Annotated in this window: 28 protein-coding genes; 1 reads left to right on the top strand and 27 read right to left on the bottom strand. The window is 59.8% G+C overall.

Features of this window, described 5'->3' with window-relative positions:
- Positions 1-121: 121 nt before the first annotated feature.
- From recA to ACVOLS_RS00625, 14 genes are all read right to left on the bottom strand, one after another.
- Positions 122-1,171, bottom strand: a complete 1,050-nt coding sequence (gene recA, locus ACVOLS_RS00690; protein WP_481544014.1) for a recombinase RecA — start codon at positions 1,169-1,171, stop codon at positions 122-124.
- Between the two features lie 87 nt (positions 1,172-1,258).
- Positions 1,259-1,783 (bottom strand): hypothetical protein, encoded by a 525-nt coding sequence (locus ACVOLS_RS00685; protein WP_481544013.1) that lies wholly within the window; start codon positions 1,781-1,783, stop codon positions 1,259-1,261.
- Positions 1,780-2,970, bottom strand: coding sequence for a hypothetical protein (locus ACVOLS_RS00680; RefSeq protein WP_481544012.1), 1,191 nt, complete (start codon positions 2,968-2,970; stop codon positions 1,780-1,782). Before ACVOLS_RS00680 ends, ACVOLS_RS00685 begins: the two co-directional genes overlap by 4 nt.
- A gap of 177 nt (positions 2,971-3,147) precedes the next feature.
- On the bottom strand, positions 3,148-3,531 hold the full coding sequence (locus tag ACVOLS_RS00675) for an OB-fold protein (RefSeq protein WP_481544011.1): 384 nt from the start codon (positions 3,529-3,531) through the stop codon (positions 3,148-3,150).
- A gap of 38 nt (positions 3,532-3,569) precedes the next feature.
- Positions 3,570-4,772, bottom strand: coding sequence for a hypothetical protein (locus tag ACVOLS_RS00670; protein ID WP_481544010.1), 1,203 nt, complete (start codon positions 4,770-4,772; stop codon positions 3,570-3,572).
- 85 nt (positions 4,773-4,857) lie between these two features.
- A complete protein-coding gene (locus tag ACVOLS_RS00665) occupies positions 4,858-5,484 on the bottom strand; it encodes a DUF262 domain-containing protein (protein ID WP_481544009.1) in 627 nt (208 codons plus the stop codon).
- 24 nt (positions 5,485-5,508) lie between these two features.
- Positions 5,509-6,675 carry a glutathionylspermidine synthase family protein gene (locus ACVOLS_RS00660; RefSeq protein WP_481544008.1) on the bottom strand — a complete coding sequence of 389 codons (1,167 nt, stop codon included), beginning with the start codon at positions 6,673-6,675 and terminating at the stop codon, positions 5,509-5,511.
- A gap of 73 nt (positions 6,676-6,748) precedes the next feature.
- Positions 6,749-7,417, bottom strand: coding sequence for a DUF1190 domain-containing protein (locus ACVOLS_RS00655; protein WP_481544007.1), 669 nt, complete (start codon positions 7,415-7,417; stop codon positions 6,749-6,751).
- Between the two features lie 15 nt (positions 7,418-7,432).
- Positions 7,433-7,837: a DUF350 domain-containing protein gene (locus ACVOLS_RS00650; RefSeq protein ID WP_481544006.1), complete on the bottom strand. Its 405-nt coding sequence runs from the start codon at positions 7,835-7,837 to the stop codon at positions 7,433-7,435.
- 83 nt (positions 7,838-7,920) lie between these two features.
- The gene (locus ACVOLS_RS00645; protein ID WP_481544005.1) at positions 7,921-8,601 is read right to left on the bottom strand and encodes a DUF2491 family protein; all 681 of its coding nucleotides are present in this window, start codon (positions 8,599-8,601) and stop codon (positions 7,921-7,923) included.
- The gene (locus ACVOLS_RS00640; RefSeq protein WP_481544004.1) at positions 8,598-9,653 is read right to left on the bottom strand and encodes a potassium channel family protein; all 1,056 of its coding nucleotides are present in this window, start codon (positions 9,651-9,653) and stop codon (positions 8,598-8,600) included. Before ACVOLS_RS00640 ends, ACVOLS_RS00645 begins: the two co-directional genes overlap by 4 nt.
- A 25-nt stretch (positions 9,654-9,678) precedes the next feature.
- Positions 9,679-10,449: a PspA/IM30 family protein gene (locus tag ACVOLS_RS00635; RefSeq protein ID WP_481544003.1), complete on the bottom strand. Its 771-nt coding sequence runs from the start codon at positions 10,447-10,449 to the stop codon at positions 9,679-9,681.
- Between the two features lie 11 nt (positions 10,450-10,460).
- Positions 10,461-10,961, bottom strand: a complete 501-nt coding sequence (locus tag ACVOLS_RS00630) for a YjfI family protein (RefSeq protein WP_481544076.1) — start codon at positions 10,959-10,961, stop codon at positions 10,461-10,463.
- A 24-nt stretch (positions 10,962-10,985) separates the two neighbouring features.
- Entirely contained in the window at positions 10,986-11,909 is a 924-nt protein-coding gene (locus ACVOLS_RS00625) for a hypothetical protein (protein ID WP_481544002.1), read from the bottom strand.
- Positions 11,910-12,971: 1,062 nt separating this feature from the next.
- On the opposite strand from ACVOLS_RS00625, the gene ACVOLS_RS00620 reads away from it, so the two are divergent.
- Positions 12,972-13,223, top strand: coding sequence for a hypothetical protein (locus ACVOLS_RS00620; protein ID WP_481544001.1), 252 nt, complete (start codon positions 12,972-12,974; stop codon positions 13,221-13,223).
- A gap of 881 nt (positions 13,224-14,104) precedes the next feature.
- Here the strand turns inward: ACVOLS_RS00620 and ACVOLS_RS00615 are convergent.
- From ACVOLS_RS00615 to ACVOLS_RS00555, 13 genes are all read right to left on the bottom strand, one after another.
- A complete protein-coding gene (locus ACVOLS_RS00615; RefSeq protein WP_481544000.1) occupies positions 14,105-14,500 on the bottom strand; it encodes a PIN domain-containing protein in 396 nt (131 codons plus the stop codon).
- 24 nt (positions 14,501-14,524) lie between these two features.
- Positions 14,525-14,785, bottom strand: a complete 261-nt coding sequence (locus ACVOLS_RS00610; RefSeq protein ID WP_481544075.1) for an antitoxin — start codon at positions 14,783-14,785, stop codon at positions 14,525-14,527.
- A 170-nt stretch (positions 14,786-14,955) separates the two neighbouring features.
- Positions 14,956-15,195: a hypothetical protein gene (locus ACVOLS_RS00605; RefSeq protein ID WP_481543999.1), complete on the bottom strand. Its 240-nt coding sequence runs from the start codon at positions 15,193-15,195 to the stop codon at positions 14,956-14,958.
- Between the two features lie 85 nt (positions 15,196-15,280).
- Positions 15,281-15,592: a hypothetical protein gene (locus tag ACVOLS_RS00600; protein WP_481543998.1), complete on the bottom strand. Its 312-nt coding sequence runs from the start codon at positions 15,590-15,592 to the stop codon at positions 15,281-15,283.
- A 200-nt stretch (positions 15,593-15,792) separates the two neighbouring features.
- Positions 15,793-16,515 (bottom strand): hypothetical protein, encoded by a 723-nt coding sequence (locus tag ACVOLS_RS00595; protein WP_481543997.1) that lies wholly within the window; start codon positions 16,513-16,515, stop codon positions 15,793-15,795.
- A gap of 61 nt (positions 16,516-16,576) precedes the next feature.
- On the bottom strand, positions 16,577-16,891 hold the full coding sequence (locus ACVOLS_RS00590) for a hypothetical protein (RefSeq protein ID WP_481543996.1): 315 nt from the start codon (positions 16,889-16,891) through the stop codon (positions 16,577-16,579).
- Positions 16,888-17,085: a hypothetical protein gene (locus tag ACVOLS_RS00585; RefSeq protein WP_481543995.1), complete on the bottom strand. Its 198-nt coding sequence runs from the start codon at positions 17,083-17,085 to the stop codon at positions 16,888-16,890. Before ACVOLS_RS00585 ends, ACVOLS_RS00590 begins: the two co-directional genes overlap by 4 nt.
- A gap of 161 nt (positions 17,086-17,246) precedes the next feature.
- The gene (locus ACVOLS_RS00580) at positions 17,247-18,374 is read right to left on the bottom strand and encodes a DNA-methyltransferase (RefSeq protein WP_481543994.1); all 1,128 of its coding nucleotides are present in this window, start codon (positions 18,372-18,374) and stop codon (positions 17,247-17,249) included.
- Complete coding sequence (locus tag ACVOLS_RS00575; protein ID WP_481543993.1) at positions 18,375-18,644, bottom strand: hypothetical protein; 270 nt, start codon at positions 18,642-18,644, stop codon at positions 18,375-18,377.
- Positions 18,645-18,731: 87 nt separating this feature from the next.
- The gene (locus ACVOLS_RS00570; protein ID WP_481543992.1) at positions 18,732-20,579 is read right to left on the bottom strand and encodes an ATP-binding protein; all 1,848 of its coding nucleotides are present in this window, start codon (positions 20,577-20,579) and stop codon (positions 18,732-18,734) included.
- A 51-nt stretch (positions 20,580-20,630) separates the two neighbouring features.
- Positions 20,631-23,669: a hypothetical protein gene (locus ACVOLS_RS00565; protein ID WP_481543991.1), complete on the bottom strand. Its 3,039-nt coding sequence runs from the start codon at positions 23,667-23,669 to the stop codon at positions 20,631-20,633.
- A gap of 103 nt (positions 23,670-23,772) precedes the next feature.
- Complete coding sequence (locus ACVOLS_RS00560) at positions 23,773-23,970, bottom strand: hypothetical protein (protein ID WP_481543990.1); 198 nt, start codon at positions 23,968-23,970, stop codon at positions 23,773-23,775.
- A gap of 108 nt (positions 23,971-24,078) precedes the next feature.
- Positions 24,079-25,725 carry an AAA family ATPase gene (locus tag ACVOLS_RS00555; RefSeq protein ID WP_481543989.1) on the bottom strand — a complete coding sequence of 549 codons (1,647 nt, stop codon included), beginning with the start codon at positions 25,723-25,725 and terminating at the stop codon, positions 24,079-24,081.
- Positions 25,726-26,261 lie beyond the last annotated feature (536 nt).

Here is a 26,261-nt window from a genome sequence, read left to right as displayed (position 1 = left end):
CGGGCGCTGGAAAGTTGCTTGATGTGGACGTGCGGACAGCGTTTCCGACTGCACGCGAAGGGCTCCCTTACAGGAGCCTCTCGCATATCAGGGGGCGACCTGTATGGCCGAGCCGCTTGGATTACGTGGCGTCAGCTTCGTTCTCGCCATCGTCCTCACCCTCTTCCCGTTGGGCTTCTGCGGGCTGGAACTTCTCGCGGAGCTCAGCTTCCAGCTTGGCAGAAACGGCCGGGTTTTCGCGCAGGTAGGTGCGGGAGTTGTCCTTGCCCTGACCGATACGCTCATCGCCGTAGCTGTACCAGGCGCCGGCCTTCTCGACCAGCTTTGCATCCACACCCATATCGATCAGTTCGCCTTCGCGCGAGATGCCTTCACCGTAGAGGATCTCGGTTACGACCTGCTTGAACGGCGGCGCGAGCTTGTTCTTAACGACCTTGATTTTGGTCTGGTTGCCGATGATTTCGTCGCCTTTCTTGATCGCACCGATGCGGCGGATGTCCAGTCGGACAGAAGCGTAGAACTTCAGCGCGTTGCCACCAGTGGTCGTTTCGGGGCTCTGGCCCGGCATCATCGCGCCGATCTTGTGGCGCAGCTGATTGATGAACACCACCAGCGTATTGGAGCGCTTGATGTTGCCGGTCAGCTTACGCAACGCCTGGCTCATCAGACGGGCCTGCAGACCCGGCAGCTGATCCCCCATCTCGCCTTCGATCTCGGCCCTGGGTGTCAGTGCGGCGACCGAATCGACCACCACGATATCCACCGAACCCGAACGCACCAGCATGTCGGCGATTTCAAGCGCCTGCTCGCCGGTATCCGGCTGCGACAGCAGCAGGTCGTCCACGTTCACGCCCAGCTTGGCGGCGTAGATCGGATCCAGTGCATGCTCGGCATCGATGAAAGCCGCTGTGCCACCCAGCTTCTGGCATTCGGCGATGGCCTGCAGCGTCAGCGTGGTCTTGCCCGATGATTCCGGGCCGTAGATCTCGACCACACGCCCCTTCGGAAGGCCGCCGATGCCCAGCGCGATGTCCAGCATCAACGAACCGGTCGGAATGACCTCGACAGGCTCAACAACACGGTCGCCCATGCGCATTACCGAACCCTTACCGAACTGCTTTTCGATCTGGCCCAGTGCAGCTGCCAGTGCGCGCTTCTTGTTCTCATCCATTGCTGATCACCTCTTTAGTGGTTGATTGTTGGTACAGACCAATCAAACCACTTCCAGCACTGGTCAAAAGTTGGATGAGCGGAACCGCTATTTGTCTTGGCGAAATGGACGACCGTTCTTGGCAGGAGGCAATCCCAGCTCGACTCGCACTTCGCGCATCCGCTCCACGGAGATCCCCAGTTTGGCCACGCCGGCAGAGTTGCTCGAGCTCGACACGAATGACTTCAGTTCATCCATCGTCCATTTCTGCTCGACCAAGATCAGGTCGATACCCTTTCGAGGACGCACACCGATGCCAGTCCTCACGGCCAGATGGGCCAGCAGACGTCTGGCCATCGCACGCGAGATGCTCAATCGCTCGCAGGCACCGGCCAGTGACGCGCCGCGAAGAATGGCCGGAGCGTCCGGGGAGAGGGTGGCCAGAAACTCAGCAGGGTCAGTCGGCTTCGGCCCAGGGCGAAGCGCTGGGATTCCGTTCTCACACTTGATCAGCCGGAGACGTTTGCGGCTCATGCCAAGGGTCTCTTGGGCGCCGGCAATGCCACGGCGCCTGATCACGTCCTTGGGACAGGAAGCTGCGGGAACGAGATTCTTTTCCTGCATTGCGCTCATGCCGCAGAGTCCGCAACTGCCTTGGAGACATCCAACTCGACACGCAAAGCAGTAATACAAGATTCGCTCAGGTTGAACTTGTCTCGTAGCTCAACATTGGACAGAGCGCCGTACCGGTCGGAGAATTCACCGATCCCGGAAATTCCATACAGCATGTAGATCTCATCCATGCGCTTCAAAAGGCGTATCCGGACTCGATCTGGCTGCTCTGGTAGTCCGAGCTGGACGCGGAGCTTCCGCACTGTGCCGTGGCCACAACCTAGGAGCGATGCTGCTTCGCTCAAGGATCGGCAATCGAGTGTCGCGCGAAGCTCTTCCGTTCCTATGTTCCGAAGTTCGGTGTAGAGGCGGACGTAGTCTCTCGTGACGCCTTTGGCGCCGAGGTAATTGCGGAGTCCTGTGACGATGTCACGCGAGAGGCCTAGCGCTGTGGCAGCTTCTTGCCGTTGAATAGTCAGGTCACTGAGGATAGCCAGCTTCTCGTTGCTCATGGCAGCAAGCGATGAAGCCGGGCTGGCGCCAGTCGTTGGCTGTACGCGTTCCAGGTAGATCCGTGCGACTTGGCCACGATCAACTCCGGCACGCTTGAGCCGCCGCATAGCGGATGTGAGCCCGCGCTCGCGAATCGTCTTTTCGATCTGCGCAGCCAGTTCTCCCTGAGGGGCTGGCGACGAGGCAGCAGTGGCGAACGGTCTCCCGACCTTGGCCGGTGGCAATCCCAGCTCAGCTCGCAGGCGTGCGATGACACTCAAGTCCTGGCCGAACTGATCGGCAAGGTGTCGGTTGGTGTGAAGTTGGAAGTGGCCAATCATCACCTCTCTGGAGAACCCTTGCCTTTGCATTAGGATCTCCGCGGTGATCCGAACGGGAGTTGCTTTTGCAGCAACCAGGTGCGAATAGACACGCTTGGCTGAAGTGGCGCCCAAACCGGTTAGGCGCATTGTTTCGCGAAGACTGGACGCGCTTTTGACAGCGGTGATCTGTTCCGCGGTCAGTCGGTCAATGAGTGATTCTGCTGAGATGGCTGGCGGACCTGTCCTCTTGGGCGAGATACCAAGCTCGAGGCGTAGCTTCAACAGGGTCTCGTAGGCGATCAACGGGTAGGCGGCAGACGTCGCTTTGATGCCTTCTCGTTCCAGGGCTGTCGCGATCTCATCGCGGAGCTGTGGATCCAGTGAATCACGCATTTCTTGGTTGCCGCCCTACCTGATCGTGCAGACCGGCCGGCGAAGTTGCCGGTGCCCGGGGGCGATTTCTTGCCCAGAACGAATTAGACCCGGCTTCTGGCCGGGTCTTGTCGTCTAACTAGGCTGGATCAGGCGGCAGTTGCGTACATCTGCAGAGACCTGGGTGGTCAGGCCGGCCTACAGCTTGCGGCATCCACTCAGGTGGACGTCGCGGTCGAATCGCTCCCCATTGCGTACGCTGGTGCAGGAGAAGGTGGCCTGCTGATCAGCAACCAGCTCGATGGCGTCGGCCTCAGTGGTCCGTAGCTCCACGATGTACCCCTCCCACCAACCATTCCCCATCTGGACAAAGGCAGCGCCCCCGGTTCCTTCCTTGATCGCGCTGACCTTGCCGGTCAGTCGGATGGTTTTTCCGGCGAATCGCTTCTTCGCAGCCAAGGGATTGGCGCGGAAAGTATCGACAATCTCCCCGGCGGTCAGAGACACGGTCTCAGCCCGAACATCGGCAGCGGCCAAAAAGAACAGTGCGAGGGTGATGGTAGCCGCGACAAGTCCCTTCATGGTTTCTCCTTTGATGCCATTCTTAAGAGTCTGGTCTATCAATCTATCTCGTTGCGGGTCATCGGATCCAGGCCCATATCAATGAACAGGAGATACGTTTGACTGGTTGATAGGCCTAAATCCTTCTCCACCTGGGGGACTGTCTTGTGGCCAAGCTTCCTTTTAAGGCCGGCAAGCGTCTTGGCGCCGGTCTTTGCATAGATTCCCTGCATCGCCTTGTGGAGCCCGATCCGAGGTTCATACGGCCGTTCAATCAAACCAAGACACTTGCGTACTTCGACTACGACCTTTGATGGAACATTGATCAATCGGGCGGCTTCTTCGAGCCGCTCAAACTCGATAAGCCTCTGAATTTGCTCGCGGGATTTCCCTTCCTTTCGCATTACAGACCCTAGGGCGTCCTTACTCACGCCAAGAGCACGGCGCAAAGCTGTGGCCCGATCGACAGATATTGACTTGATCTGTTTGGCCACTTGCTCTGCAGTGAGGTAGGGATCAAAGAGGACCTTCACCTCTCGCCGAGAGAAGGTTGCGATCTGAGCTTCCGGGGTCAGTGCGTCAGCCGCATCCAGCTCCAAGAGGGCACGATTTACCATCTTCCGGTCCAATCCAGCGTGGCAGAGCTTCTGACGGGCCGCCCACGATCCCAACTGCTCATGCGCAGCAGCGATTGTCCGTTGGATCTCGGGGGTTGGCTTTGGAGCTTGCGAAATCGACTTCCGGAAAGCTCGGCCATTCTTGGCCATTGGCAATCCTAGCGCGACTCGAAGCCTCGCAGCCGCTTCCTTTGTCATGCCGAACTTGCTGCCCGCCTCAGTATTGTTCATCAACAACATGGCGTCAGATAGTTTGGCGACTGTTCCATAGCCGAACCTCTTCGCGACAGCGTCCGGGGTATAGCGCGCAACACCCATTGCGATGCCATGATGCTCCAGAGCACCCTTCAGTCGGGTGGTTGCAGATGTACTGAGTCCGAGTACACGAAGTGCTTCTGAAATGGAACGACAGTTCTTGACCTTATTGATGTCTTCAGGCGAGAAGCTGGCGGCATGGTCAGCGGCCGTAAACGGTCGAGGGCCTGGGGCCCGACGGGCTATTCCATGCTTTGCACGAATAGCCATCAGAGCCGAAGGACTCACGTGCGAGTACAGCTCCGCAGTCGCAGTTACGCCATGCACCTTGATGGCTTCAGCGATCTCATTCTCTTCCTTCTCCGTCAACTCGACGATTGCAACTTTCATGGTGGCTGCCAGTGAACTATCCAAGAAGAGTTTACGGGCCAGGACCCTCCAGCAGGACTTCTAACCTAGGTTAAAATACGACTGGTTAGGCGCCCTCCGCAACAGCCAGGAGGTTCCTGACGCGTTCGATCTCTGATGCTGAATGAGGGGTGCCTCCGGCGTTCAAGGCAAGGTAGTGGCCGATCAGCTCGGCCTTGCTGCTGAAGGTGTGGAAAGCAAAACGGACATGCCACATGGAGCGTTTGATCGCATACCTGGACCCCTCCAGGTCTTCAAGACCAAGGCCGAATGGCCTGACTTCGCCAGCCAGGAACTTGCGGATGGCGGTGAGGCGCTGCAGACCGTCGATGATCTGCATCTCCCTGGGCAGGTCGCCTTCATAGGCATCGTCATCCCAGTGGGGTGCGTTGAACTGGATCAGCAAGGTGCCCTGCGGGATGACGCCCCGCATGATGTTCTCGATGTAGTGCTGCTGCTGACCCTGGTTCCACACATGGCCGCGCTGGAAATCAGGCAGAAGATTGAGCCCGTAGTCTCGTTCATAGCGGCTAAGCGCACCTTCGACTTCAGCGAAGGGGTAGTCGCAACCAGACCTTGCCGAATGCAACGGCCGGATCAGCGCGTCCAGCGCGCTCTGCAAGCTATTGTCTTTGTTGTCGGGCTTCTTGGCCGAAGGCATGGCGGCGGCTTCATCTTCAGGAGCCACCACCATGCCATACCGCCCAGGCCTCAAAAGTTAGTCAACGAAGATGTGTGGCAGGAAACGGGAGGTGTTCTGGGTGATCAGGCTGGAGTCTTCCCGGATGCCGATGCCGGCTGCCATATCGGCGACCACCCAGCTTCCAACCAACGGATAGTTGCCATTAAAGTTCGGCAGCGGGTGATAGGCCTGCATGATCGCCGGACCATCGTTGTAGGGGCCATCGGAGCTGATCACTTCACCAGAGGGAGTGACGATCTGGATGTTCGCCCCTTCACGGGACAGCAGCGGCTTGCGGACCATGCCTGCCGGCGTGGGCGCATTGGCATCGCAAAAGTGGGCGGGCAACAGGTTCGGATGGCCCTGATGGCGCTCCCAGAGCATGGGCAGGATGCCCTTGTTGGACAGCACGGCCTTCCATGCCGGTTCCAGCAACTGCATGGTGTCGGCGGTGAGGTGCGGGCCGTACTTCTCGCGCATCATGTCTTCGAGCGGGTACAGCTTGAAGAGCGTGCGGATGACGTTGTCATGCGCGTCCGTGAACCAGCCTTCCTTGCTGATGCCAATGTCCTCGATCGTCACATAGGCCGTGTTGATGCCGACCTGGTGAGCGCAATCGCGCAGGTACTGGACGGTCGCGCGGTCCTCATCGGATTCACGTACGGAACCGAAGTGCATGTTCTTGTCGATCAAGCCTTCCCGCGCCAGGGTGGCCATGGCTTCGAGCAGGCGTTCCTGGATGCTGTTGAACTGGTTGGCGCCGGCCGGCAACTGGCCAGCGGCGATCTGCTGTTCCAGCCACAGCCACTGGAAGTAGCCGGCTTCATACAGGCTGGTCGGGGTGTCGTAGTTCAGCTCGTAGAGCTTGGCCGGGCCAGTGCCGTCGTAGGCGAAGTCCATGCGGCCATAGAGGTGCGGGTCGCGGCGCTTCCAGGATGCGCGGATCCAGTCCCAGTAGTTCTGCGGAATGGCCAGCTTCGTGAGGAGCTCTTCCGAGTCGACTACTTCATCGACCAGTTCGAGAGCCATGTCATGCACGGCCACAGTGGCCGTTTCGAGGTCATCTTCGACCTGGCGCAGCGAGAACTGGTAGAAGGCTGATTCGTCCCAGTAACGCTCACCATCGATGGTGTGGAAGTTGAAGCCAAGGCTCTCTGCCTGCTGCTTCCAATTGGTACGTTCGGTGATGAGGATTCGCTGCACGATGTGATCTCAGGTGTGATGATTGGCACTGACGCCGTGAAGAGAAGCGGGGGCATTGAGCCCCCGCCAAGCATTAGCCGCCGAAACTGCTGCGGCCGCTGCTGAACGAGCTGCGGGCCGCCGATGCCGAGCCGAAGCCCGAGCGGGATACGGAGACTGCCCGCGCCGGCGGGGCCTTGGCCGCACTCTTGTCCCAGGTACGCCCGGAACTGGTCGGGGTGTTCACTGCGTCGCCGGTGGGGCGGCGGTACTCGCCGGTGTTGTAGTCGCGATAGAGCGGCGTGCTGTGCGCGACCGTGCGGTAACCACCATTGTTGCTGCGGCAGCCCTGCATGTCCGGATTGCGATCGCAATCGCGACGACTGGAACCGCTGCTCCGGTAGGCACTGCTGTCGCGGCGGCTACTACTGGAGTTCAACAGATCCGAGGCCATGTAGCCCAGCAGGAAGCCGGTCATCGGCGGGATGTACGAGGTCTGGCCGTTGTTCTGCACCGTGGTGCAAGCCCCGAACTGGGACGAGCAGTCGGAGGCGGACTCGAACCGGGGGGCGACCTTCTTGTGCTCTTCCAGAGCCTTGTTGTACTGGACGCGGCACTCGGCAGGGGAGACGTCGGTGACCTTGTCGCAGTCGGCTTCCAAGGCAACGACCTGACCAGTGGACGGCGGCGGATCACAGGCCGTCAGGGCGACCGGAATCGCGACGGCCATGAGGGTGAGGCGAAGATTGGTGGAGCGCTTCATTGTGGTGGGCTCTCCTTACGGGGTCATTGCGGCGGCGTTGATCAGGCCGACCGCGATGGAGACGGTTGCTGAGAGGATGCCGGCGGCAAGGTCCTTCTCAGCGATCTTCTTGGACAGGCTCCCGCCCACGATGTTGGCCACAAAGAAGGCCAGCAGCTGGGCGACGGCAGCGATTGCGCCCCAGATCGCAGCGTCGAAAAGGCTGACGGAGTGGGAGATGGCCGAGTGCAACGGCAGGGCCAGGCCGATCAGCGCGCCGCCGAATGCAACGGCCGCTGCCACGTTGCCCTGACGGATCAGGGTGATGTCACGGTGCGGGGTAACCACGGTCACAGTGGCAATGGCCGCGGCGAGGACGGCGATGCCGATGCCGAGGTACGACAGGAAAGCGAGCAGCGAGGGGATGGTGATTGCGTTCATGAGCTTCCTTCTTCAGGTGGGATGGGTACTACGAGGTAAAGGAAAGCACTTCCGCGCAGCTGTAGAAGTTGCGCGGAAGTGGCTTATGTGATCTCGAAATCGGAGGCGCCAAGATGCATGCCGACGGCATAGCTGATGAGGAACTCGTTCGCCCCACTGTCCTCTGCGGTCACCAGCAACAGCTCTTCGATGCCGAGCTCGGGTACCTGCCGTGAATACAGCGTCGCGTAGTTGGTGAGGTCGTCACTCTTGCGCGGGGTCTCGCCCCGGTAGAGGTTCTCATCCATGGCCAGCGGCGGCTGACGATCACTACCGGACTCGGCCATGTTGTGGCGCTTCCAGCGTCGGCCGGCGTACTCGACCTCAGCTGCCCAAAGGTGATCGCCGGATTCAACGAACTTGCGGAAAGCGGCCTGGTCGGCAGGGTCGACCTGCTCGGTATAGACGTAGGCTTGGACTGCGTCGACAACTCCACCGACGGTCAGTACCTGCAGATATGCATCATCGGCAACGTAGAAACGGTGCAGCAGGTGGCTATCGCCCAGGTCGGCGTACCCGTAGCACTGCACCTCCTGGTAGCCATCCGGAAGCTGCTCAACGACAGCGTCCGGCGCTGCCAGGTAGCGGGTCCGGTCGAAGGTGATCATTGCCCCGATGCGCAGGGCCAGAGGTAAATCGTGCGGTATGCTCCCACGATAGTTCGGCGCGACGGGGAGAGCCGGCGGCGCCGGCTTCTTGCCAAAGAGGCGGTTCAGGAAGCTCAAGCGGCTTGCTCCATGTTTGCGGGGAAAAGATCGGCCGCCGTGAGGCGATCGGCAGCGAGGTAGAACAGAGTTGCACCGGAGGGGATCGGGCCGGCGAACGCCGGGTCGACCGTTGGCGACGAGGAACCAAGCGGCTTGAAGCCAATGAGGCAGGCCCCGTTGAGGGCGAATGCCCTACTCACGTCCGCGTAGGAGTACGTCTTCTCGCGCGGAGCGGCGACTGAATACAGTGCGGAGTTCCCGTCCGAGCAAGAAAGCAGGTCGATGGTCACCAACGAGGAGCCTGGATCCTGTGCGGCTCGTGCGATGACCTCAGCCATCATCGGCCGGGTGCATTCAACATCCGGATGTACCGTCTTGATCAGGGAGGCGGCAGCCTGCTCCTGGAAGTGGGCGACAACGTGGGCAGTTGTCGTGAATGACTTCACGGCCAAGACGGCGGCCAGGGTCTGGTCGTCGTTCGGCGTCATGATGATGACGCGGGCTGCGGAGGCAATCCCCGCGCGTCCGTAGGCAGAGCGCTCGGAGTAGGCGGTTGTGCTGACGAACCGCAGTTCCTCCGGCGACGGGTTCTCGTTGAGACCCTCGGCGATCAGGACGATGCCTTCGTCATCGGTAGTGGTATCAGCTAGCAGCAGCTGCACCAATCGACGGCTATCACTCCCGTTCCATCCCACCATGACAGTGTGTCCCCGCATGCTTTCGTAGTTCATTTTTCCCTTCAGGTGGCGCTGCCAGTAGATAAGAAGCGAACTGCTTGTCTTGGCGATCATTGCCGCGAACAAGCCCACCGCTCCGGGCATGAGGAAGAGAGCGACCACATACCGGCCAGCGATGGTTGACGGGGACAAGTCCCCGTAACCGATCGTGGTGGCGGTGGTCATGTAGTAGTAGAACCAGGCGTCGAGGCCCACGAGTTTCGACTCGCCCGCAAGGGCAAGAAGTGCCCAGGTCCCAAGCATGTGCAGCAGCAGGGTGGTGAACAGCACCCCCCAGCTCACCTGCCTGATATGCCGGCGCAAGGACCGGTAGACACGGCCGAAAACGATCATCGTGAGCCTCTCGCCTGGGCCGCTATCAGCTGACGCTGCCGGTGCCCGCCGCTTCCGGCGATTCGATGCGCTGACCGATCAGGCGGATCGGCTCTTCATGGGTCAGCTGCGGTGTCGGCTTCGTGAAGCGGGCGAGGACATCAGCCGCATTCGTGGAGCCATGAGACACGCCTGCCTGTTCCAGGCGGCGCTGCAAGTCCGCGTCGGTACCCAGCTCTTCCAGTTCCTGCCCGGCCGCGATGCGCGCACCCGCTTCTGCCTGCCGTTCCTTGAGGCGCTCCAGCGACTGCAGCGCACTGCTCACGCCGCCGTTGGAGTTGTTCACGTTGGCAGTGATGGCCAGCTGCGCCTTCTGAACAGCGGCCGTAGCCTTGACCTGGTCGATCTGACTGCGCATCGAGCGGATGCGGGTTTCGGTGGTCTTGATGGTCGTCTTGAGGTTGGCGATCGACTTGTCGATGACCTGCTTCTGCGTCGTGGCCGTTGCTTGCTGCGCTTCGAGCTCAGCAACCTTCTCGGCGACTTCCACCGCCAATGCCTGATCACCCTTCTCCAGCAACTTCTGGATGGTGGTGCTGTACTCGTTGATCTTGATGGCGCGAGTTTCGATCTCGACCTGCAGCAGGTTGCTGCGCCCCATGATCTTGGTCAGCTCGCTGCGCGAGGTGGCCAGATTCTTGTCGGCGTCGCGCATCTCCTGATCGAGAATGGTCATGGCATTGGCATCGACGACGGCCTGGCCGGCTTCATGCGACTTGCCGCGAAGGAGGGTGAAAAGTTTGGCGATGATTCGCATGTGCTTCGATCTCAGTTGAAGAAGTGGCTGAAGGAATCGACGGCGTCGATGGTGTTTTCCGCCAGCGTGCGGATTTCCTCATCGATGGCATCGATGTCGGAACTGGCCGACAGTTCTCCGAAAACGACATACGTTTCCGATCCGTCTTCATTGATCATCAGGCCCAGGTTGGACAGCGGATTGACCGGGTTCAGCAGCAGGCACGCGCGGTCGAAAGAGGGACGGTCGACCACGCGGTCGGCGCCAACAAGGGGGGTGGAGACCAGGATCTGCTGGCCCGAGGCCACCAGCTGGACTGGCAGGTCACCGTGCGAGTTGACCTGCAGGTTGATCACCGGGGCATCGCCTTCGGTCAGCGACAACGAGATCGAATCGTCACCGGCGTAACGGTCCTTCAGGGCATCAAAAATGGATTGCGTGGTGTGAAGCATTGGACCTCCTGGTCCGGTTGTTGCCGTCGCCGGCGGATTCCCTGCCCGAGAGTTGGCAGGGTCTGTGCCAGTTGCCGGAATGGCCTCGGGCAAAGTCGCGTGGAATCAATCAAACGAAGGTGAGCTGCTGTCGCCGGAGCTGGAGAAGTCCGGTGAGCTCGAGCTTGTGTAGTCGGAAGTTGTGCTCAAGTGGTCGGTCGAAAGGGACGCCGAGTGATCAGGAGCACACGAGTAGGCTGGGGGCGCGACAACGTCGGTATCGCCGCGTGGCGTAACGCACTCAGCCCCATAGTTTTCATCACGCGGCTCTGACGCTCGATCCCCGTGATAGGCGACGTTGTGATGAGGGATGTCCACCACGGAATAGCCTGGGGTGTGTGCAGCAGCGTCGTCGTGTCGATGAGGAACTACGGGCTCATCCTGGGTGAGGATGACTGCGGCCGCAGCTACAACAATCGGAAGCGCGATGTTGTCAAGCTCATCATTCTCACGCGCCACGTAGGGTGTCGGTTGGAGGTACGCGGCGCGCTTTCGGTCCAAGTTGGCGCGGTGTTCCTTGTCGGAGGTACTTTTCGATGACACCTTGGCGAATGCTTGGACCGCGTTGAACTGATCCAGCCGGATCGGATGACCGGACTCCAGCCAGGGGCGAAGGACTTCGTCGATTCGCGAATCCACTTCCGCGGCGGTGATGAGCTTCACGACCAGCTCATCAGGCGCTTGCTGATGGTCAGGTAAAATATCTCCGATACCGACCTCACCAACTGGCTTGAGGGAGAAGTTGTTCGGCGAATTGAACATCGCCAGCACTGCAGCCAGGATCGAGGCTGCGTATAGGATGAGGCTGATTGTCGATCGGGTCGGAGCTATCAGCGCCAAGACCACAATGCCGGTGACGATTACACCCCACTTTGTAATGAAGCGGATGGACTCTTGCCTATCGGCTTCACGCCGAACCTTTGCCAGCTCGATGACTTCCTGATCGGACTTCGGCGTTACCTGTTGCATTTCGTGGAGTTGGAGAAGCATGAGTTGCTCTGCGTTTGGTTGGATAAGGAATACAGCAGCGATGCGCTCGCGAAAGTTGCTCGAGCACAGGTGCGCTAGGAATTGAGTTCGCTGAGAGAAAGCGGATTGGCCGAGCCTTGATGGCTATCGCAATCCGAAGGTCCAGGTGGGCTTACCCGGGCGGACGATTCGCCGGGCAGGGGACGTGATCCAGCACCTTTACTGAGCGGACCCGATGCGGGGCTCAGAATGGAGGTGTAGGCGAGGGAGGACGATGGCACTTTTCGGCTGCATTCGGGGGTCCGAGAAATGATCCCGTGCCGGCCGCCAATCAATGCATCGTAACCGGGCCCGCTATCCCACCGGTTAGGCCCATCCCCTCAGTTCCCGGCGGTGCCGGAAGGCGGGACGTGGTTAGTCTCGCCGGCAGAAGAGTGCGTCAAGAATCCTGGTCAGGCGCGCGGATTCATCCTGATCGTCGAGACAGCGGCGATACCGCTCCATGTCGTCAAGGACAAGTGCAGAGCAGATACGGAGAGATCTTTCCGGCCCTCTTTCGAGGGTCAGCTCATATAGGCACGTTCCCAGGTGGCCATCCCAGACATGTAGGCAGGTTGGGTGTAGGCAGGCGCTGTAGCGAGAGCTTTCGTCTGCAATCCATCGGCCTTCTTCATGTACTGGAAGTTCGCCGGTTTCGATGACATACCGAAACTGCAGCACTCTTCGCTGCCCGGTCATTGACCTGGGGCACTGACCATCATCTTGCGAATTCATCCTCACTCTCGAGCGCATCTAGCCGCCGCCTGCTGTCGGCGTGCTTCCCCAGGCCAGGTCGTCCGGATGCTCAGACTGTTCGGCCTCATCTAATCGCCGATCGACTTTCCTGTCGTCAGCGCCCCAGCTGAGATAATAGACGATCCGGTTAAGGTTCGATGAGTAGAAGTTACCCATTCGCCCTACCAGGACTCTGGCGTCGATCCAACTGCGGAAGTGCCATACCTGCAGAGAGGGGAGACAGGCGTGTCAGCGCCTCTATCGTGTAATGACGGTTCTCGTTCTGGCCGGCCTACTGCCGTTGTCTCCGTGCCTGACGACTACATGGTCGCGCGAAAAGCTGATCCACTATGCGATCGGCGTTATGACTGGCTCGCCGATCACCTGCTGGTGGTACAGGTCGCCATCTTCGACGAACAAGACGTAAAAAAGCTCACCGCGTGTATTTGTCAGAACGTCGCTGGCTTTGAGATTGCACCTGGGATCTCGTTCTGGCGACTCATTCGCCGGCCTTTGCTGTGTTCAGTGCAGTTCTTTCTTGTTGGCCACCCAACCGCATAGCGCCGTTTACAGTCGTGGCAGTGGTCATGAGCTTTTGAACCCGGTCAATGTCATTGCGAGTTCGGCGTGCCTCAGCGCGCCGTGGACGGATCACGAGGAAGAAATAGGTCACGGCCGCGGCGCAAACCGCCAGAGTTAGTGCTGCTGCCAGAAGCAACAGATCGCTTCGCATTTTTTGGTCCAGTTCGACGGCGGAGGGTTGCTGGTGGATTGGGTTTTGTCTCCGCATTGCGCTTGAGCAGCATGCTTCGGAGATCTCGAAGGGCAGGGCCGGCATCCTCGGGCCTGGCGGCGCCTGAAGCTACGGCCTCGAGCAGGGGCAACAGGACCAACTCATGCCATCCAGCAGTGGCTATGTCTCCCTTCGCGCAAACGGCGTGTGCAGCGTCAGGGAGGACGTCCACTGCGGGTACCGTCGAAGCTTCGCCGCAGATCGTACAAACCGTGTTGGCGGGGAGTTTGACCGTTGAGCACAGCGCGCAACCTGTGACGCTCTTACCCAACGAACGTCGAGAAGACAGGCTAGTTCTCGAGCGTGAGGGAACGAGGTGTAAGTTTTTGGCTGGGATAGGCATCTGCAAATTCATTGCGCTCTCACCCCCCCCTTGATCGGAGGCTGTTGGGGCAACCATTTGACCATCGCCTAGCTCGTCGGATGCCATGCAACTAAGGCCCATTTGCCCTTGGTTACGCATCCTCAACTCCCCGGGACGGCTGGTTGGGGAGGCCCTGCGTTTGAATTTGGGGATTTTCCAGCATGTGGTATGTCTCGTTTCCTCCTTGAATGCGAACACATCCAAGCTGCGGTGAAAGTTGCACTTCGTATCAATCCCACCGGTGACTGAATTGAGGTAGCGACTCTGAATAATTGGATATGAGTGTCAGGACCAGCACTCGACGCGGAGCGGAGCATCGAACTGATCCAGCTCATTCCTGTTGGAACTGCTCACCAGGACGGTACCGGCGGCGATGGAATGCGCAGCAATCATCAGGTCCATGGTTCCGACTGGAGTGGTCTGGCTCTCTTGCTGAAAGAAGAGCTCTGCGTACCAGCCGCTGCAGTATGAATCCCAAGGCAGGATCTTCACTTGCTTGAGCAGCTGTCGAACGGACCGACGGACAGGGTCGGCAGGTGAAAGCCGCTTTAGTCCATGCTCCAGCTCGGCTGCTGTGATGGCTGACATGCACAGTGCTTCTGGGCTGCACCGAGCCAGCCGGCCGCGCAAAGATGCAGACCGGCCGTTGACCAGGTCGAGAATGGAGTCGGTACTGAGCATGTAGCGCATGATGAGCCCGGGGGATCAAGCCTTCGCAGGGAGCTTGGCGATCGGCTGGTTCATCGGCCGCTCTCGCATGACGCTGGAATGGCCGGCGGGTGCGGGGAGGGCACTGAGCAGGGCACCCCAGGCAGCCAAGCCGGGCTGGGCTGACAGGATGACGTTGCCAGTGGCCTCATCCCGGTGGATGAGGACTTCGCCTCCCTCGAAGCGGAACTCCGCCGGCAGGCGAACGGCTTGGCTGCGGCCGTTCTGGAACAACTTGGCGGTCTTGTCAGGGCGCATGCTCAAGCCGGTTCCCGTGGATATAGACCAGGAGTATAGATCCCTGGCGGGACTGCGGCGCGGGCAAAAAAAAAAGAGCCAGCCGGAGGCTGGCCCTTGAGGGGGTTCATTGCGGCGCGTGGCCGCTTGGGATACTTGCTGGGTTCGGCCCGCTAAGCGGGCCGGCCCGGTTACGACTTGAGCAATTCAGTGGGGATGAAGGGGCTATCGGCCTTCGTCATGATGACCAACCACTGCCGCTCCATCAGGCCCAACTGCCAGTGGCCAATGGCCACATCACGCGCTGCATCGAAAGACTTGGCGGTGACGGCCACGTGCTTGCCGCGGTGGCTCGCGATGAAGTCCTTGTTGCCCTGAGCGTCGGCGTTCTGGGAGGACGGGAGGGGTGGTGCTTCGGGTGCTGTGTTCATGAGTTCTCCAGAAGAAATGGAGACGATCGCCCAAGCCGGGCGAATCGTCCCCGGGGTGGGAATGCGCTTACGCGCGGTGGGTGGATCAGATGTTGGCCAGGGCGCCGACAGCAAGGCGACGGAAGGTCTTGGCCTCAGCCAGAACAGCGCGAGCATGGCTGTAGTTACCGCGGCGACGCAGGATCGCTGCGTCCAGAAGCGCGCCGACCGTGACGTGATGCCACGTTAATTCAGTGCGCTTATCGTGGCGACCAAAGTCTAGGCCACGGGTATCGATGCGGAGACGACGCGACTTGCGGCGGATGGCGTTGTTGGCTTGGCCGACTGTGGTTCGATCACGATTCCTGCCACTGGTGTTGTAGCGCAGCTGGAAACGGGCTTCGGATGGGTAAGACATGGTGCTCTCCAGTGAATGCCAAAGAGCAACCCCGCAGGGATACGCTCCCTGGCGGGTTGATGCGCTTGCGCGCTAGATGTGTTCCGGAACTCCGGGAAGTTCGGCAGAAGCCGAGCTATCGAGGATTTTAGTGCGGGGTTGTACCTGCCGCCAGCCGCTAAGCCACCTGATCTGGCCAACGGTTGGGCATATGAAGCGGCCTACGGCCCTGCCGGCCGCGTCACTGAGGTCCCGTGCATGTTCCAGCCGAGGACCACCAGTTTCCACTCATCATCGGTGTAGCCGGGCGGACGCTCCGGTCCGGCTATGGTCGATGGGCGGCGCCCTTCGGTTGGGGGCGCGAGGTGCTGGTTTCGGGCGAGCTCGGTGAGCGCATGCTTTCGACGGTCAGCATCTTGGCTGCAGCGGTCCCAGCGGCAACAGAACTTCTGCAGCCAGTCCAGATGCTCTGGCGGGAAGGAACTACCTTGCCCGTCCTCCCTGGCCGCGAACGCGTCCTCTGCGCTGGCCAGTGTGTAACCGTGAACCTTCTGGAATCCAACGTAGATTGCCCGCAGGATCTCCATGCTGTCTTCCAGCCTTGCGCCCAAGTAGTTGGACTCGGGCGCCTCATCGACCAGGAATGCGCGAACATCCGGATCACTGATCAGTTCGCTGGCGTAGAAGCCGTATAGCTCCGCCTCGCACGACGACTGAGTTCCTTGCTGCGCAGTGGAGCCCACCTCGACCGACCAGATCGTGCTGGGTCCTGCGGCTGGAACAGCCTCCAGGTAGAGGTCGCTGATATAGAGCCGGCCTCGTACCGGGCTCGGATAGTCCTCGGACGGGAAGAACTCAGGTACCGATTGGCGAAGATCCTCTACGTCGTGACCGGTAACTTGGAACGCGGAGAAGATGAGGTGCGTGTTGATCATGCGATTCATTGGATCAGGACCGATGAGGAGGCCCCATGAAGGCGCCTCGGTGACAACTTCGGTTGAATGGTTAGGCGAAAGCGGTGCCGTCAACCACGGCAGCACAGGAGCTCTCCAGCGCCGAGAACAGGGACGGCCAATCGTCGCGCCACTGGGTGGCCTTACGCTTATGAACATCGTTGATGGAGTCGAAAGGTGCCGGCGCCAGATCGCGCTTGGCACTGTGCCAATGGACCCCGATAGGGCCATCGTCGACGAACACCGAGAATGCGACATCCTGGAAGCGGGCGATGAAGGCGTCTTCCTCAACCTCAGCAGTGGCGCCCTTGGCGGCCGCGATGCCTTTCAGCTTGGCGACAATCTCCCGGAATCGAGCCTTGTTCATTCGGCGGTTTCCGGATTCACGACGTCGGAATAGGAGCCTTCGCCGGGCAACGACTTGGCGATGGCTTCCAGTGCCCGGGCCAGCACCTTGGTATCGACGGCCTGCGCACCGGAATCCGGGTCCGGCACTTCAGCCGCAGTGAGATAGTCCAGGGCGTCCACCAACAACAGCGTCAGCTGCTTGTTGCTTCCCATGAACGTTGTTCCCGTTGCGCGCAATCCGTCGAAGAGCGCGCCGAGGGCGGCCGATGCGTGGATAGGGGTGGTTGCGGTGCTGGACATATCGTTCGGCCTGCGGGTTGATTGGTGTAGCCAGTTTTGCATTCTCGATTGCCAGCAAAAGTTGCCCGGCGCGCTCAGCCGGCCAAGGCGAACAGTTCGTCCTGGGCGGCAAGGTCTGCTGGGAAATGGACTGGCGTTGCCTCCGCGTTCCAGACGGCGAGGGATTCGTCCGTCACGCCTGGGAGGAGCGAAACAATCTCGGGCGCCACCTTGGACAGCCGTTTGGCTCGGACATCCTCATAGCCCAGATCGCACCCGGAGAACGCACGCCCAGTGAGAATGCAGGCCTCGGCCGTCGTGCCTGAACCAGCAAAGCAATCCACGACCAGATCACCTGGGAGGCTGTAGAGCAGCACGGCCCGCTTTGCCAGCTCCAGCGGCATCTGCGCCGGATGGCCTTCTACGCGCCCGGGTCGGTTGTGGCCGGCATTGCTGACCTGCCACACGTTGGACGGCTGGACGCCCAAGGGATTCCCGCTGAGCTCACCCTTACGCGGCCCCTTGAAGGCCCGTTTGCCGGGTTGCTTTGCCGGCGTGCGTGCAGCGTCAGGGTTGAACGTTCTCTGGACCCCCTTCGAGAAGACGAGGCATGTCTCGTAGCGCTCGGAGAGCCGCCGCTTCGGAGTGAGCCCATGCGGCACCACCCAGGCCACTCGCGACTGGAAGGTCAGGCCTATGGTCTGCAGGTGCTGGAACAGCAGCACGTCGATCGGGTACAGCGTCCCATCCGGACCGCGGGTCGATCCCACCTGATAGAAGAGGGTGCCGCCATCCTGCAGGGTGCGAGCGAGCTCGGAAAGCACCTGCAGCTGCCAGCCCAGCCAGAAGGAGAACGCATAGGCATCGCTGCTGGTCGAGTAGCCCTTGCCCACGTTGTAGGGAGGGGAAGCGATATGGCATGCGACAGAGTTGTCAGGCAGCCCGTCCAGGAAGTCGAGGACGTCCGCCTTAGCGGTCGCATTGATGACGGACTCCAGGAACTCGCGCTGGCGGACTTTTCGATCCGCTGCACGCTCCCGGATCTTCTGCTCGCTGCGGCGCGCACCATTGGCCACTGCGATGGTGTAGATCTTCCCTCGAGATGTCCCCAGGTCCGTGGCGATCGCCTCGTAGGTGTCGCCGCCCGCGAGACGCTGCACGATCTCATCGGTGCGGGCGTCAATATCCGCGCGGCGCCGGTTGTTGTTCGACTGGAGGTTCATTCAAGCCACCATCGCTACAGGCATTGCCGACAGCCGTGTCAGGTGCGCATGCGCTCTCGCAATGCGACGCTCCAGCGCAAGCGCCCCACAGCGTTGATAGACCCGGTCTTGGACGCGGCCGGCGTCGCCACCAAAGCGCGGCACCGACCAGGTCCAGAGGAGGTTGAACAGACGCCAGTCGCGCTCGCTCACCATGCCGTTGATGTAGCGGCGGTGGACTGCATCATAGCTTTCGCCGATGTAGAGCTTTGGCTGCGTGGACGGGGACATGGGGGACTCCTGTAAAGATGTCCCATCATCTCAATGACGATCTTCCCAGAAAGTTGCAGGGCCCCTGTTCGGGGGCCCTTGGATACATCATGCAGTGGCGACAGCTTCGGTGGCGGCTTCGCTGCGCTTGATCATGTCAAGCTGCTTTGCGGACTTCTTGCTCAACTTGTCGTTTTCCTTGAGAAGGGCATTGAACCCGTAGGTCGCAGCGGCGAAGAGCTGAGCTGAGCTATCCAGAACGATGTTGTGGAAGACTTCCATGAACTCGAGGTCATGGGCATGGCTCCCGGTGTCCTCGGTGTCGTGGAGGTACTCATGCACCATCACGTGAGCGAGTCTCAGGAAGCCGGGCAGGCCTTCCTTCATCATCTGCTCTGCCACGCTGTCAACAATGGCGATGTAGGTGGTGCCATCCGTGTAAGCCTCAATCCCTTCACCTCGGCCAAGGATGTATGCGCGATGCTTCGGGCGTACGTTTGTTCCCCCACCCACGGCTGAGCAGACGTAGGGGCGCATCTTCTCCATGGAGCGCAGGAAGGCGCGCTGGTTGGGCTTCAGATCGTCCTGCTTAATCTTCGAGGCCTGCAGCTGCTTATAGCCGGGGCAATCGGTAATGTTCTCGAAGATGGTGATACGGATGTGATTGGAGGTAAGGCGGTGGTAGCAACTGAGGACCCCATTGGATACCGTCACGTCGTTATCAGCCCCCTTGAGGCGGTTGTCGCGGTACTTCATTCGGTACTGCGCCGAGACAAGTCGCGATCGCCACGTCTGCACCAACGCAGCTATGGACTCGACACCAAATCGAGCAAGGGTAGCCTGGGCCAGCACGACCGCAGTCTTGTCTCGCATCAGCGACTCGGCCATACGATTGCCGGTTTCCGATACGGTCAACGGCATGGTGTAGGCACTCTTCATGACGTCCTGAAGGCTGACGTGCTTCCCATTTGCCAGCGTGATGATAGGGCGATCGAAGTTTTCGATATACGCCGGGTCGGCGGTCTGCAGCGCCAGAAAATCACGGTCCGCATCGGTCAGGCGCTTCGCCTTGGTCTTCGAGGCCAGTTCGGCGATCTTCGGCTTGAGCTTCGCCCACACAGGGCAGGTCGCGCGCATGATTTCGTTGCGGGAGACATTCAGCGTCAGGGCGTGGCCGCGGCGGGTGACCAAGGTGCCAGAGATACCGATATTGGACGTGTAGAGGTTCGCAACGAAGATCCCCTGATTGTAAACGGCGAGATAGTGGCCTTCGCTGGTGCGCAGGAAAGCTTCATCGGTGGTGATCGTCCAACTGCCATCTGCCGGGGACTTGGACAGTTGCTCGCCATTGAGGATGATCGGAACTTCGGAGTAGCGAACAAGCTTCTCCAACTCGGTGCGGAACTCGACCATCTCGACGTTGGTAAGTTCCTTGTAGAACTTTGCTTCGATGCGCAGGCCGGGGAGCTTAGTCTCGCTCTTTCCAAGCAGCCAGTCGAAGCCGCGCTCACGCACGTCCACATCAAAGATGAAATCGTTCGTCACCCAGCGGGTACTGGCGAATGCCCAAAGTTGAGCCCTGCCCAAACCGAAGCGGCCGAACTCACGCGCGTGATTTGAATGATCGAATCCGAACACCTTGAAGCAGGCGAGCACTTCCTCGCGGGTGCGAAAGCCGTGGCCATCATCGGTGATAACCATCGACTTGTTGTTGAGCTCGATTTCGATCTTGGTGGCAGTAGCATCAATGCTATTCATCACACCTTCGAGCACTGCCTTACCCAGGGTGCTTGACTGCGAATTCACCGTGTGAATGAGGAACTCCGAAGAGAACTCGAAGGAGTGCTTTTCCATCGTTTCGCTGGTAGCAGTCGGCGAGTTGGATGCGTTGTCGACGGCAGCGGAGGAGGATTCGAGTTGCATTGGAGCGTTGCCCTGTTCGGAATGTGAGTTCATTTTTGCAAGACACCCTTGCTCAGAAAGTTGGGCGTTGCCCGGTGGGGCGCGCTACGCGGAGCGCGCTGTTGTCCCAGTGCGTGTGCACTCCACCAACCAGGGGAACAACTCGACGCCGAGGGGAGAGACTGTGGTTACCTGGTAGTTGCCATAGCCCTTTGAGGGCGCTCCAGCCTTAGTGCAGTTTGATTCCTTTAGGTGATTCGGATTGAGGATCGCACTGATGTCCGTCCTGGCCCTATGAGCATCGTCGAACGGGATGGCGCATAGATCCCATGAGATTTCCTCATCGGTGATCTCCTTCTTCATATCCACCTTGTGCTTGTAAATGTTCATGGCCTCAACGACACGCCCCCGGAGCGAATCCTCCCCATTGTCATAGAGGAACTTCATCTTGTCGGTTCTAGCAACGAGCAAATGGGGTTCGCCTCGCGTGATTGCGGTACCAATTGGTACTGAGACCTTGGACCGTTCGACATACTTCCCTTTTTTGGGGCGCATGTAGGCACATTCGTTTCTGAACATCACTTCCAGGTTGTACCGTTCCAGCAGTTCGCGACCATTGGCAGCTGAGTCTGCGACCGCAACTGCCTGGTCGTATCGGATCGTGAAGCCGGCATTTGCGACTAGCCACGCTTTGGCACCGATCTCTTTTGGCCGAGGCTTATACCCAGGAAGTCGTTTGAAGTGTTCCTCGGGTTCCACCTCGACGACCGTGTTCCAGTCGTGGATGACCTGTTCGCCACTTACCGAACGCAACAGGCGACGGTCAATGGTTGAGACAGATATGTGGTTGCCCTGGAAGGACACTGATCGCACGACGGTATGGCCAAAGACACCCAGCCGGACGTCTTCCTCATCTTCCGATGGGACGCAGTAGAGCAACCAATCGCCCTTGCCACTCAGGGCGAGGCGCAGCGGCTGCTTACCTTCCTCCGAAGCCCACTTCTCGATTGCTGCAACCCGATCTCCGTTGTTGCTAAGGCTGGCGTGCGCGGCAGCCCGGACGGCATTGAGGAACTCCCTGTAGGCGGGCGTAGCGGCCGGCGGAATGACACCGTCACGTCGCGCGGTACGCGCAACTGCCAGTGCATCCGTCAGCAGGGAATCGAGCTGGTCCGGGTCATGAGGGATACGGGCCTCCACAACCTCAGCAGCGAGCAGCTTGCGAATGGGTGCTTCGTTGGCATCTCGCTCTGCCGTCCAGAGGCGACCTTCTCGGAACAGCTTGAGGTACTTGATGTAGCCAGCACGTTCCTTGCGACTGGTCAGGTAGTAGTCCAGTTCCGCGCTCCGGACGCGATCAAGCACAAGGTAGCCATCGTTGAATTCAGAAGGCTTGTCATCGCGAACGAGGTAGAGCTTATTGGTCCGGCTGAGATTCTTGACCTGAGCATGGCCAATGTAATAGGTATCAACCTCAATATAGATTCCGGTCGTGTCCTTCTTGGCACGGCTGAAGACAACCCCCCAGTCACCGGTCGTGTGCGCAGAGTTTGGCTTATACAGCATCTCGTAGTGCGTACGGCCGTTGTAGTAGCTCCCGCGGCTGAACGCGCCCGGGATCCACTCCTGTTCAAAAGCCTCGTACAGATTGACGGCCACCCACGACCCGGAAGCGAGATGCTTATTGTGCCCGGACTGCCACTGCCCAAAGCCTGGGCGGCTGACGCCAAGCATGTTGTCGGTGGACAGAAGGCGCATGTACGCATTCTGGAGATCAGGGGAGAGCCAGTTGGACATCTGCGGGATATTTCCGCCGACCAGCAGGCCAGTACGATCCTGCAGACCCCACAACGCGATCAGCACCTTTCCATACAGATCAAGATAGCCGAGCTGTTTGCGCTGTGCCTTGGCGTAGTCCAAGTCATCCTTGGTGATGCGCTCCGGAGCTTCGCGGGAGAATCTTGGCGTGGTGAAGTAGGCGTTCTGCTCGCCAGTTGAAGGCAGGAGCTGGGAGAGGGGCTGCAGGACATCGTCGATGTAGACCAGCCAGATACGCTGCCCATCACGGACCATCAAGAACTTGGCCTGAGAGTGTTTGTTCATCTGCGCGTTGTAGATAGCCGCGCCGAGGCCTCCGCTCTTGTCAAAGATCTTGTCTTCCTTGCGGAATTGGACGAGTACCATCCCAAGTTCCGTAGTGATCATTCGGTCGACCAGGGCGCGGTCTTTCAGCGCCTCTGCCAGCTCCTCGGTATGGGTGTGATCCAAGCCGCCGGAATCAAGCAGGATTCCGGTTTCCTGATCGAAGGCGAGGAGCTCCTGGTGAACCGTGAACTTGGCGTCGGGCGCGGCCGGCTCTCCGTCACACAGCAGAATCGCTTCCACACCCTCGCCCGTGTACAGGCGCAGGTTGGCGACGGTCTTGAGGATGCCTTCCAGCTCCTGCTTGCGAACATCGGCCTGGGCAAGCATGGCTTTGGCGCGCTCAGCGTGGAAGTTCGCGAGGACGGTACCCTGTTCCCGTAGCCGTTCGCTGTGCTTCGTGATCCACTTGGCGCGGCGCTCCATCTCCTCCTGCTGCATGCTCACGAATGACTGCATGGCATGGACGCCATCCAGCGTTGCCAGCGCCTGACCTGGTTCACAGCCCATGTCAGGCGAGGGGGCATGGGTGAGTAGTCCTGCCGGCGCAGCGTCCGGCGGAGGAAGGCTCATCAGGCGCTGCGTTTCCATCATGTCGTCCATCGCAGCCTGCATTTCGAGAGCGCGCACGGCAGGCCCATCCGGGGCCCGTTCCCACCAGCTGAAGAAGTCGTCCGCGTGGAAGGTGGGGGTGGTGATCGACTGTCGACAGCCATAGACGAGCTCTTCGAGCCAGCCAGGATGGTGTGCAAACTCATAGGAGTGCGGTGCCCCGTCTGCGTATTCGACATGAGCGAGCATCAGCACCGTGCCTTTATCCATCTTCGGGGTGGCGCGGCGACTGGTATCCGTCTCCTTGGTCGCCTTCAGCAGGCGCCAATAGGTTCCCGGTGATGGGGCATCGAAGTGCTCCAGTACGCCGGCTTGCCCACGTTCGACGCCCGATGCCACCAGGGCGGTCCCCGATACGTCGTTACTGATGCTGTCGTCGTGGTCAATCACTGGGAAGCCTTGGGAATTGATGATGCCTCTATGGCACCACAGCGGGGCTGCCGGAAAAGTTGCATCCCTGGGTTGCCGTTGATGTCAAAGCTGGACCGCAGTGCTACTCCGAGGAAGCGCTGGGAATCAGCGCATCGAATGCCTTGTCAGCGTGGAGGCGGGCTTCCAGCAGGTAGGTCGCAGCCGATTCGGGGTGCGATGTACGGATATCCTCCAGCGCGCTCTGCAGGTAGGTGATCGCCCGGCCAATTTCGGTGGCCGGGTCAGGGGTATAACCGGTAGCTGAGTGCTGGGGACGCATTGGCGCTTCAAGGGTATTGCTATCGAACATCGAAGTATCAGCCGGGATAGGACGTAGCGGCTCCCGCGAACGGCGAGCCGAAGTTGTTTGATGGTTCCGTGGCTGCGGCTATGCAGCCACAGCGGCGGTGGAGGGGTCAGCCATCTTGATGGCTCGGAACATGGCGCATTGCCGGAAGACGTGAATGTCGATCGGGATCGACTTACTCCTGGCTACACGGATGACCAAACGCAGCAGCATCTTGATGTCGCGCGGAACAATTTCCGGGAAAAGGTCGAGAAGCTGGCCAAGCAGGCTCTCGCTCACGTCCGCTTTGAACTGGGTCGCCATCACGCGCCAAATAGCCGATGCGTCTTCCCGGTCCGGCGCTTCGTACTGGATGATGGCCGCACATCGGGCCAGGATCCCGTCATCAATGTCGTTGGGACGGTTCGTGGTCATGAACAGGAGTCCGTCGAAATACTCCATGGTCCGAAGGAACTCAGCCACGATGGCGTTCTGCTCGATGCTCGTGCCACGGCACCCGACGAACACATCGCACTCATCAAGTAGGAGGACGCAGTTCCAACGTTTCGTCCTGGAGAAAATGGTCTTGAGGCCTTTCTCTACCTCAGCTGCCGAGGTGCCCAGGTTGCCGGAATGGACGGAGTAGAGGGGGCGTTCGATCAGCTCGGAGTAGACCTCCGCCGTCAGCGTCTTGCCAACTCCAGGCGGGCCTTTGCAGAGAATGACGTTTCCGGCGCTCTTGCCTTCGATGATGTCTTCCTTGAAGGCGTTGATGTCGGCGGTCATTACATCCAACAGGTCCCGGTGGGACGATGGCAGGATCAGCTTTCCCCGCAATGAGTGGTCGTACTCGTATGGCGTCAAGAAGTCGCCATGCACCCAGTAGAACTCATGACTTCCCATGTCGAAGACCTTGACGACAGGGTGCCTTGGGATCAACCCGACACCATCTTCATCAGCTTGGAGCGTGAATGCAGTTTCACCGTAGGCACTGATCGCGCCGACCTCATCATCGGGCACATCGTGGATCACCTTCCGCCCGATCAGCTCGGCCCCTTTCCTGGTCCAGTCGTCTTCGGCGTATGCGCGGACTACGCCGGTCATTCGGAACTGTTCGGCAAACTTGGGCAGGACGAGTTCAGCAAAGCGCTTCATGGACTCGTCGTAGGCCTTGCGCAGCTCTGGCGTCTCCTTGTACAGACCGAGTGCCTCAAGTATCTCCGAGACGCGCTTGTTGACGGCCATCTGGGGTGTAATCCGATAGGTGTTCTCGACCATCCCGATGGACGACCCTCGGTCTTTCTGGGTGAATCCATGGCTGGTCGTTCTGATGCACACGTACGGATCAGCTTTGCGGCCGTGCTGGCGCTCTTCCTGGAGGGTCACGGTGCTGATCAGCTCGGGGTACATCTGGCCATCTACCCTGCGTACATAGATCCACCCATCCAGGAGCTGATGGCGGAGGTACTCACTGAGCACCGCTGTGACCGCTTTGAAGTTTGGAATGGGCTTCCCGAACTGGCCGGAACGAGCTGTGAGAATCGCGGCGACTGCCTTCTCAACCTTCCGGTCGGATGTGGATTTCGCTGTAGCAGCTAGATCCTGCAGTACATCATCGCTGAGGAGACTAGGTTCGATCGAGACTTCCTTGTCCCAGGAGTTCGCCCTTTCTGCCTGGAAGCTACGCATGTTCTGCAATGCGTCGGATGTGGTTTTCGTAAGAAGCTCAACGGAAACAATGAGGGACATGGCAGTGCCTTAGGTGACTATGGCCTATGAGGCCATACCAGCTGGCCAGGGAAAGTTGTCAGGCGAAGTTGAACGCCATCGGGGTCAGCTGGACGTGGCCCGGCTTGCCAGCGGCCGGCCGGAGCAACACACGCCGTTCGAGGGATCGCGCAGCCGCATCGTTCGGGTCAGCGATCGTTATTTCAGCAGAGCAAGGCCTATGTGATTCAGCCGATCCCAGATGGACCCTCAGGATAAGGCCGCGGTCCAATTTCCTTTTCGCATGCAACTAGCCTTGCGAGGTATGGGCGGTGGCCAACCAGAGGGCGACTGCAAGAGCTGAAGCTCCGATACCGAACGCCATCAGGCGACCGATCTTGCGATACCGCCGAACAGGGTGGAGCCCTCGCGGTCCTGCGGCTAGTAACACGACGCCGCGCACGAGCAAGGCGGTAGCAACGAGGGAAGCGGAGAGCGCGCCAACAAAGAGCCCGAGATGCACGCTGCTGGTGAGAATGAGCAACATGGTGTTGGTAGGCGGGATCACAGCAACGTCT

The organism is Stenotrophomonas sp. STEN038 (assembly GCF_056759895.1).
This window is presented reverse-complemented; position numbering and strand designations above follow the sequence as displayed.

Coding starts and splice junctions, on each gene's coding strand:
- recA (WP_481544014.1), bottom strand. CDS start 1,171: ATGGATGAGAACAAGAAGCGCGCACTGGCAGCTGCACTGGGCCAGATC.
- ACVOLS_RS00685 (WP_481544013.1), bottom strand. CDS start 1,783: ATGAGCGCAATGCAGGAAAAGAATCTCGTTCCCGCAGCTTCCTGTCCC.
- ACVOLS_RS00680 (WP_481544012.1), bottom strand. CDS start 2,970: ATGCGTGATTCACTGGATCCACAGCTCCGCGATGAGATCGCGACAGCC.
- ACVOLS_RS00675 (WP_481544011.1), bottom strand. CDS start 3,531: ATGAAGGGACTTGTCGCGGCTACCATCACCCTCGCACTGTTCTTTTTG.
- ACVOLS_RS00670 (WP_481544010.1), bottom strand. CDS start 4,772: ATGAAAGTTGCAATCGTCGAGTTGACGGAGAAGGAAGAGAATGAGATC.
- ACVOLS_RS00665 (WP_481544009.1), bottom strand. CDS start 5,484: ATGGTGGTGGCTCCTGAAGATGAAGCCGCCGCCATGCCTTCGGCCAAG.
- ACVOLS_RS00655 (WP_481544007.1), bottom strand. CDS start 7,417: ATGAAGCGCTCCACCAATCTTCGCCTCACCCTCATGGCCGTCGCGATT.
- ACVOLS_RS00650 (WP_481544006.1), bottom strand. CDS start 7,837: ATGAACGCAATCACCATCCCCTCGCTGCTCGCTTTCCTGTCGTACCTC.
- ACVOLS_RS00640 (WP_481544004.1), bottom strand. CDS start 9,653: ATGATCGTTTTCGGCCGTGTCTACCGGTCCTTGCGCCGGCATATCAGG.
- ACVOLS_RS00635 (WP_481544003.1), bottom strand. CDS start 10,449: ATGCGAATCATCGCCAAACTTTTCACCCTCCTTCGCGGCAAGTCGCAT.
- ACVOLS_RS00625 (WP_481544002.1), bottom strand. CDS start 11,909: ATGCTTCTCCAACTCCACGAAATGCAACAGGTAACGCCGAAGTCCGAT.
- ACVOLS_RS00615 (WP_481544000.1), bottom strand. CDS start 14,500: ATGCTCAGTACCGACTCCATTCTCGACCTGGTCAACGGCCGGTCTGCA.
- ACVOLS_RS00610 (WP_481544075.1), bottom strand. CDS start 14,785: ATGCGCCCTGACAAGACCGCCAAGTTGTTCCAGAACGGCCGCAGCCAA.
- ACVOLS_RS00605 (WP_481543999.1), bottom strand. CDS start 15,195: ATGAACACAGCACCCGAAGCACCACCCCTCCCGTCCTCCCAGAACGCC.
- ACVOLS_RS00600 (WP_481543998.1), bottom strand. CDS start 15,592: ATGTCTTACCCATCCGAAGCCCGTTTCCAGCTGCGCTACAACACCAGT.
- ACVOLS_RS00595 (WP_481543997.1), bottom strand. CDS start 16,515: ATGAATCGCATGATCAACACGCACCTCATCTTCTCCGCGTTCCAAGTT.
- ACVOLS_RS00590 (WP_481543996.1), bottom strand. CDS start 16,891: ATGAACAAGGCTCGATTCCGGGAGATTGTCGCCAAGCTGAAAGGCATC.
- ACVOLS_RS00585 (WP_481543995.1), bottom strand. CDS start 17,085: ATGGGAAGCAACAAGCAGCTGACGCTGTTGTTGGTGGACGCCCTGGAC.
- ACVOLS_RS00580 (WP_481543994.1), bottom strand. CDS start 18,374: ATGAACCTCCAGTCGAACAACAACCGGCGCCGCGCGGATATTGACGCC.
- ACVOLS_RS00575 (WP_481543993.1), bottom strand. CDS start 18,644: ATGTCCCCGTCCACGCAGCCAAAGCTCTACATCGGCGAAAGCTATGAT.
- ACVOLS_RS00570 (WP_481543992.1), bottom strand. CDS start 20,579: ATGAACTCACATTCCGAACAGGGCAACGCTCCAATGCAACTCGAATCC.
- ACVOLS_RS00560 (WP_481543990.1), bottom strand. CDS start 23,970: ATGCGTCCCCAGCACTCAGCTACCGGTTATACCCCTGACCCGGCCACC.
- ACVOLS_RS00555 (WP_481543989.1), bottom strand. CDS start 25,725: ATGTCCCTCATTGTTTCCGTTGAGCTTCTTACGAAAACCACATCCGAC.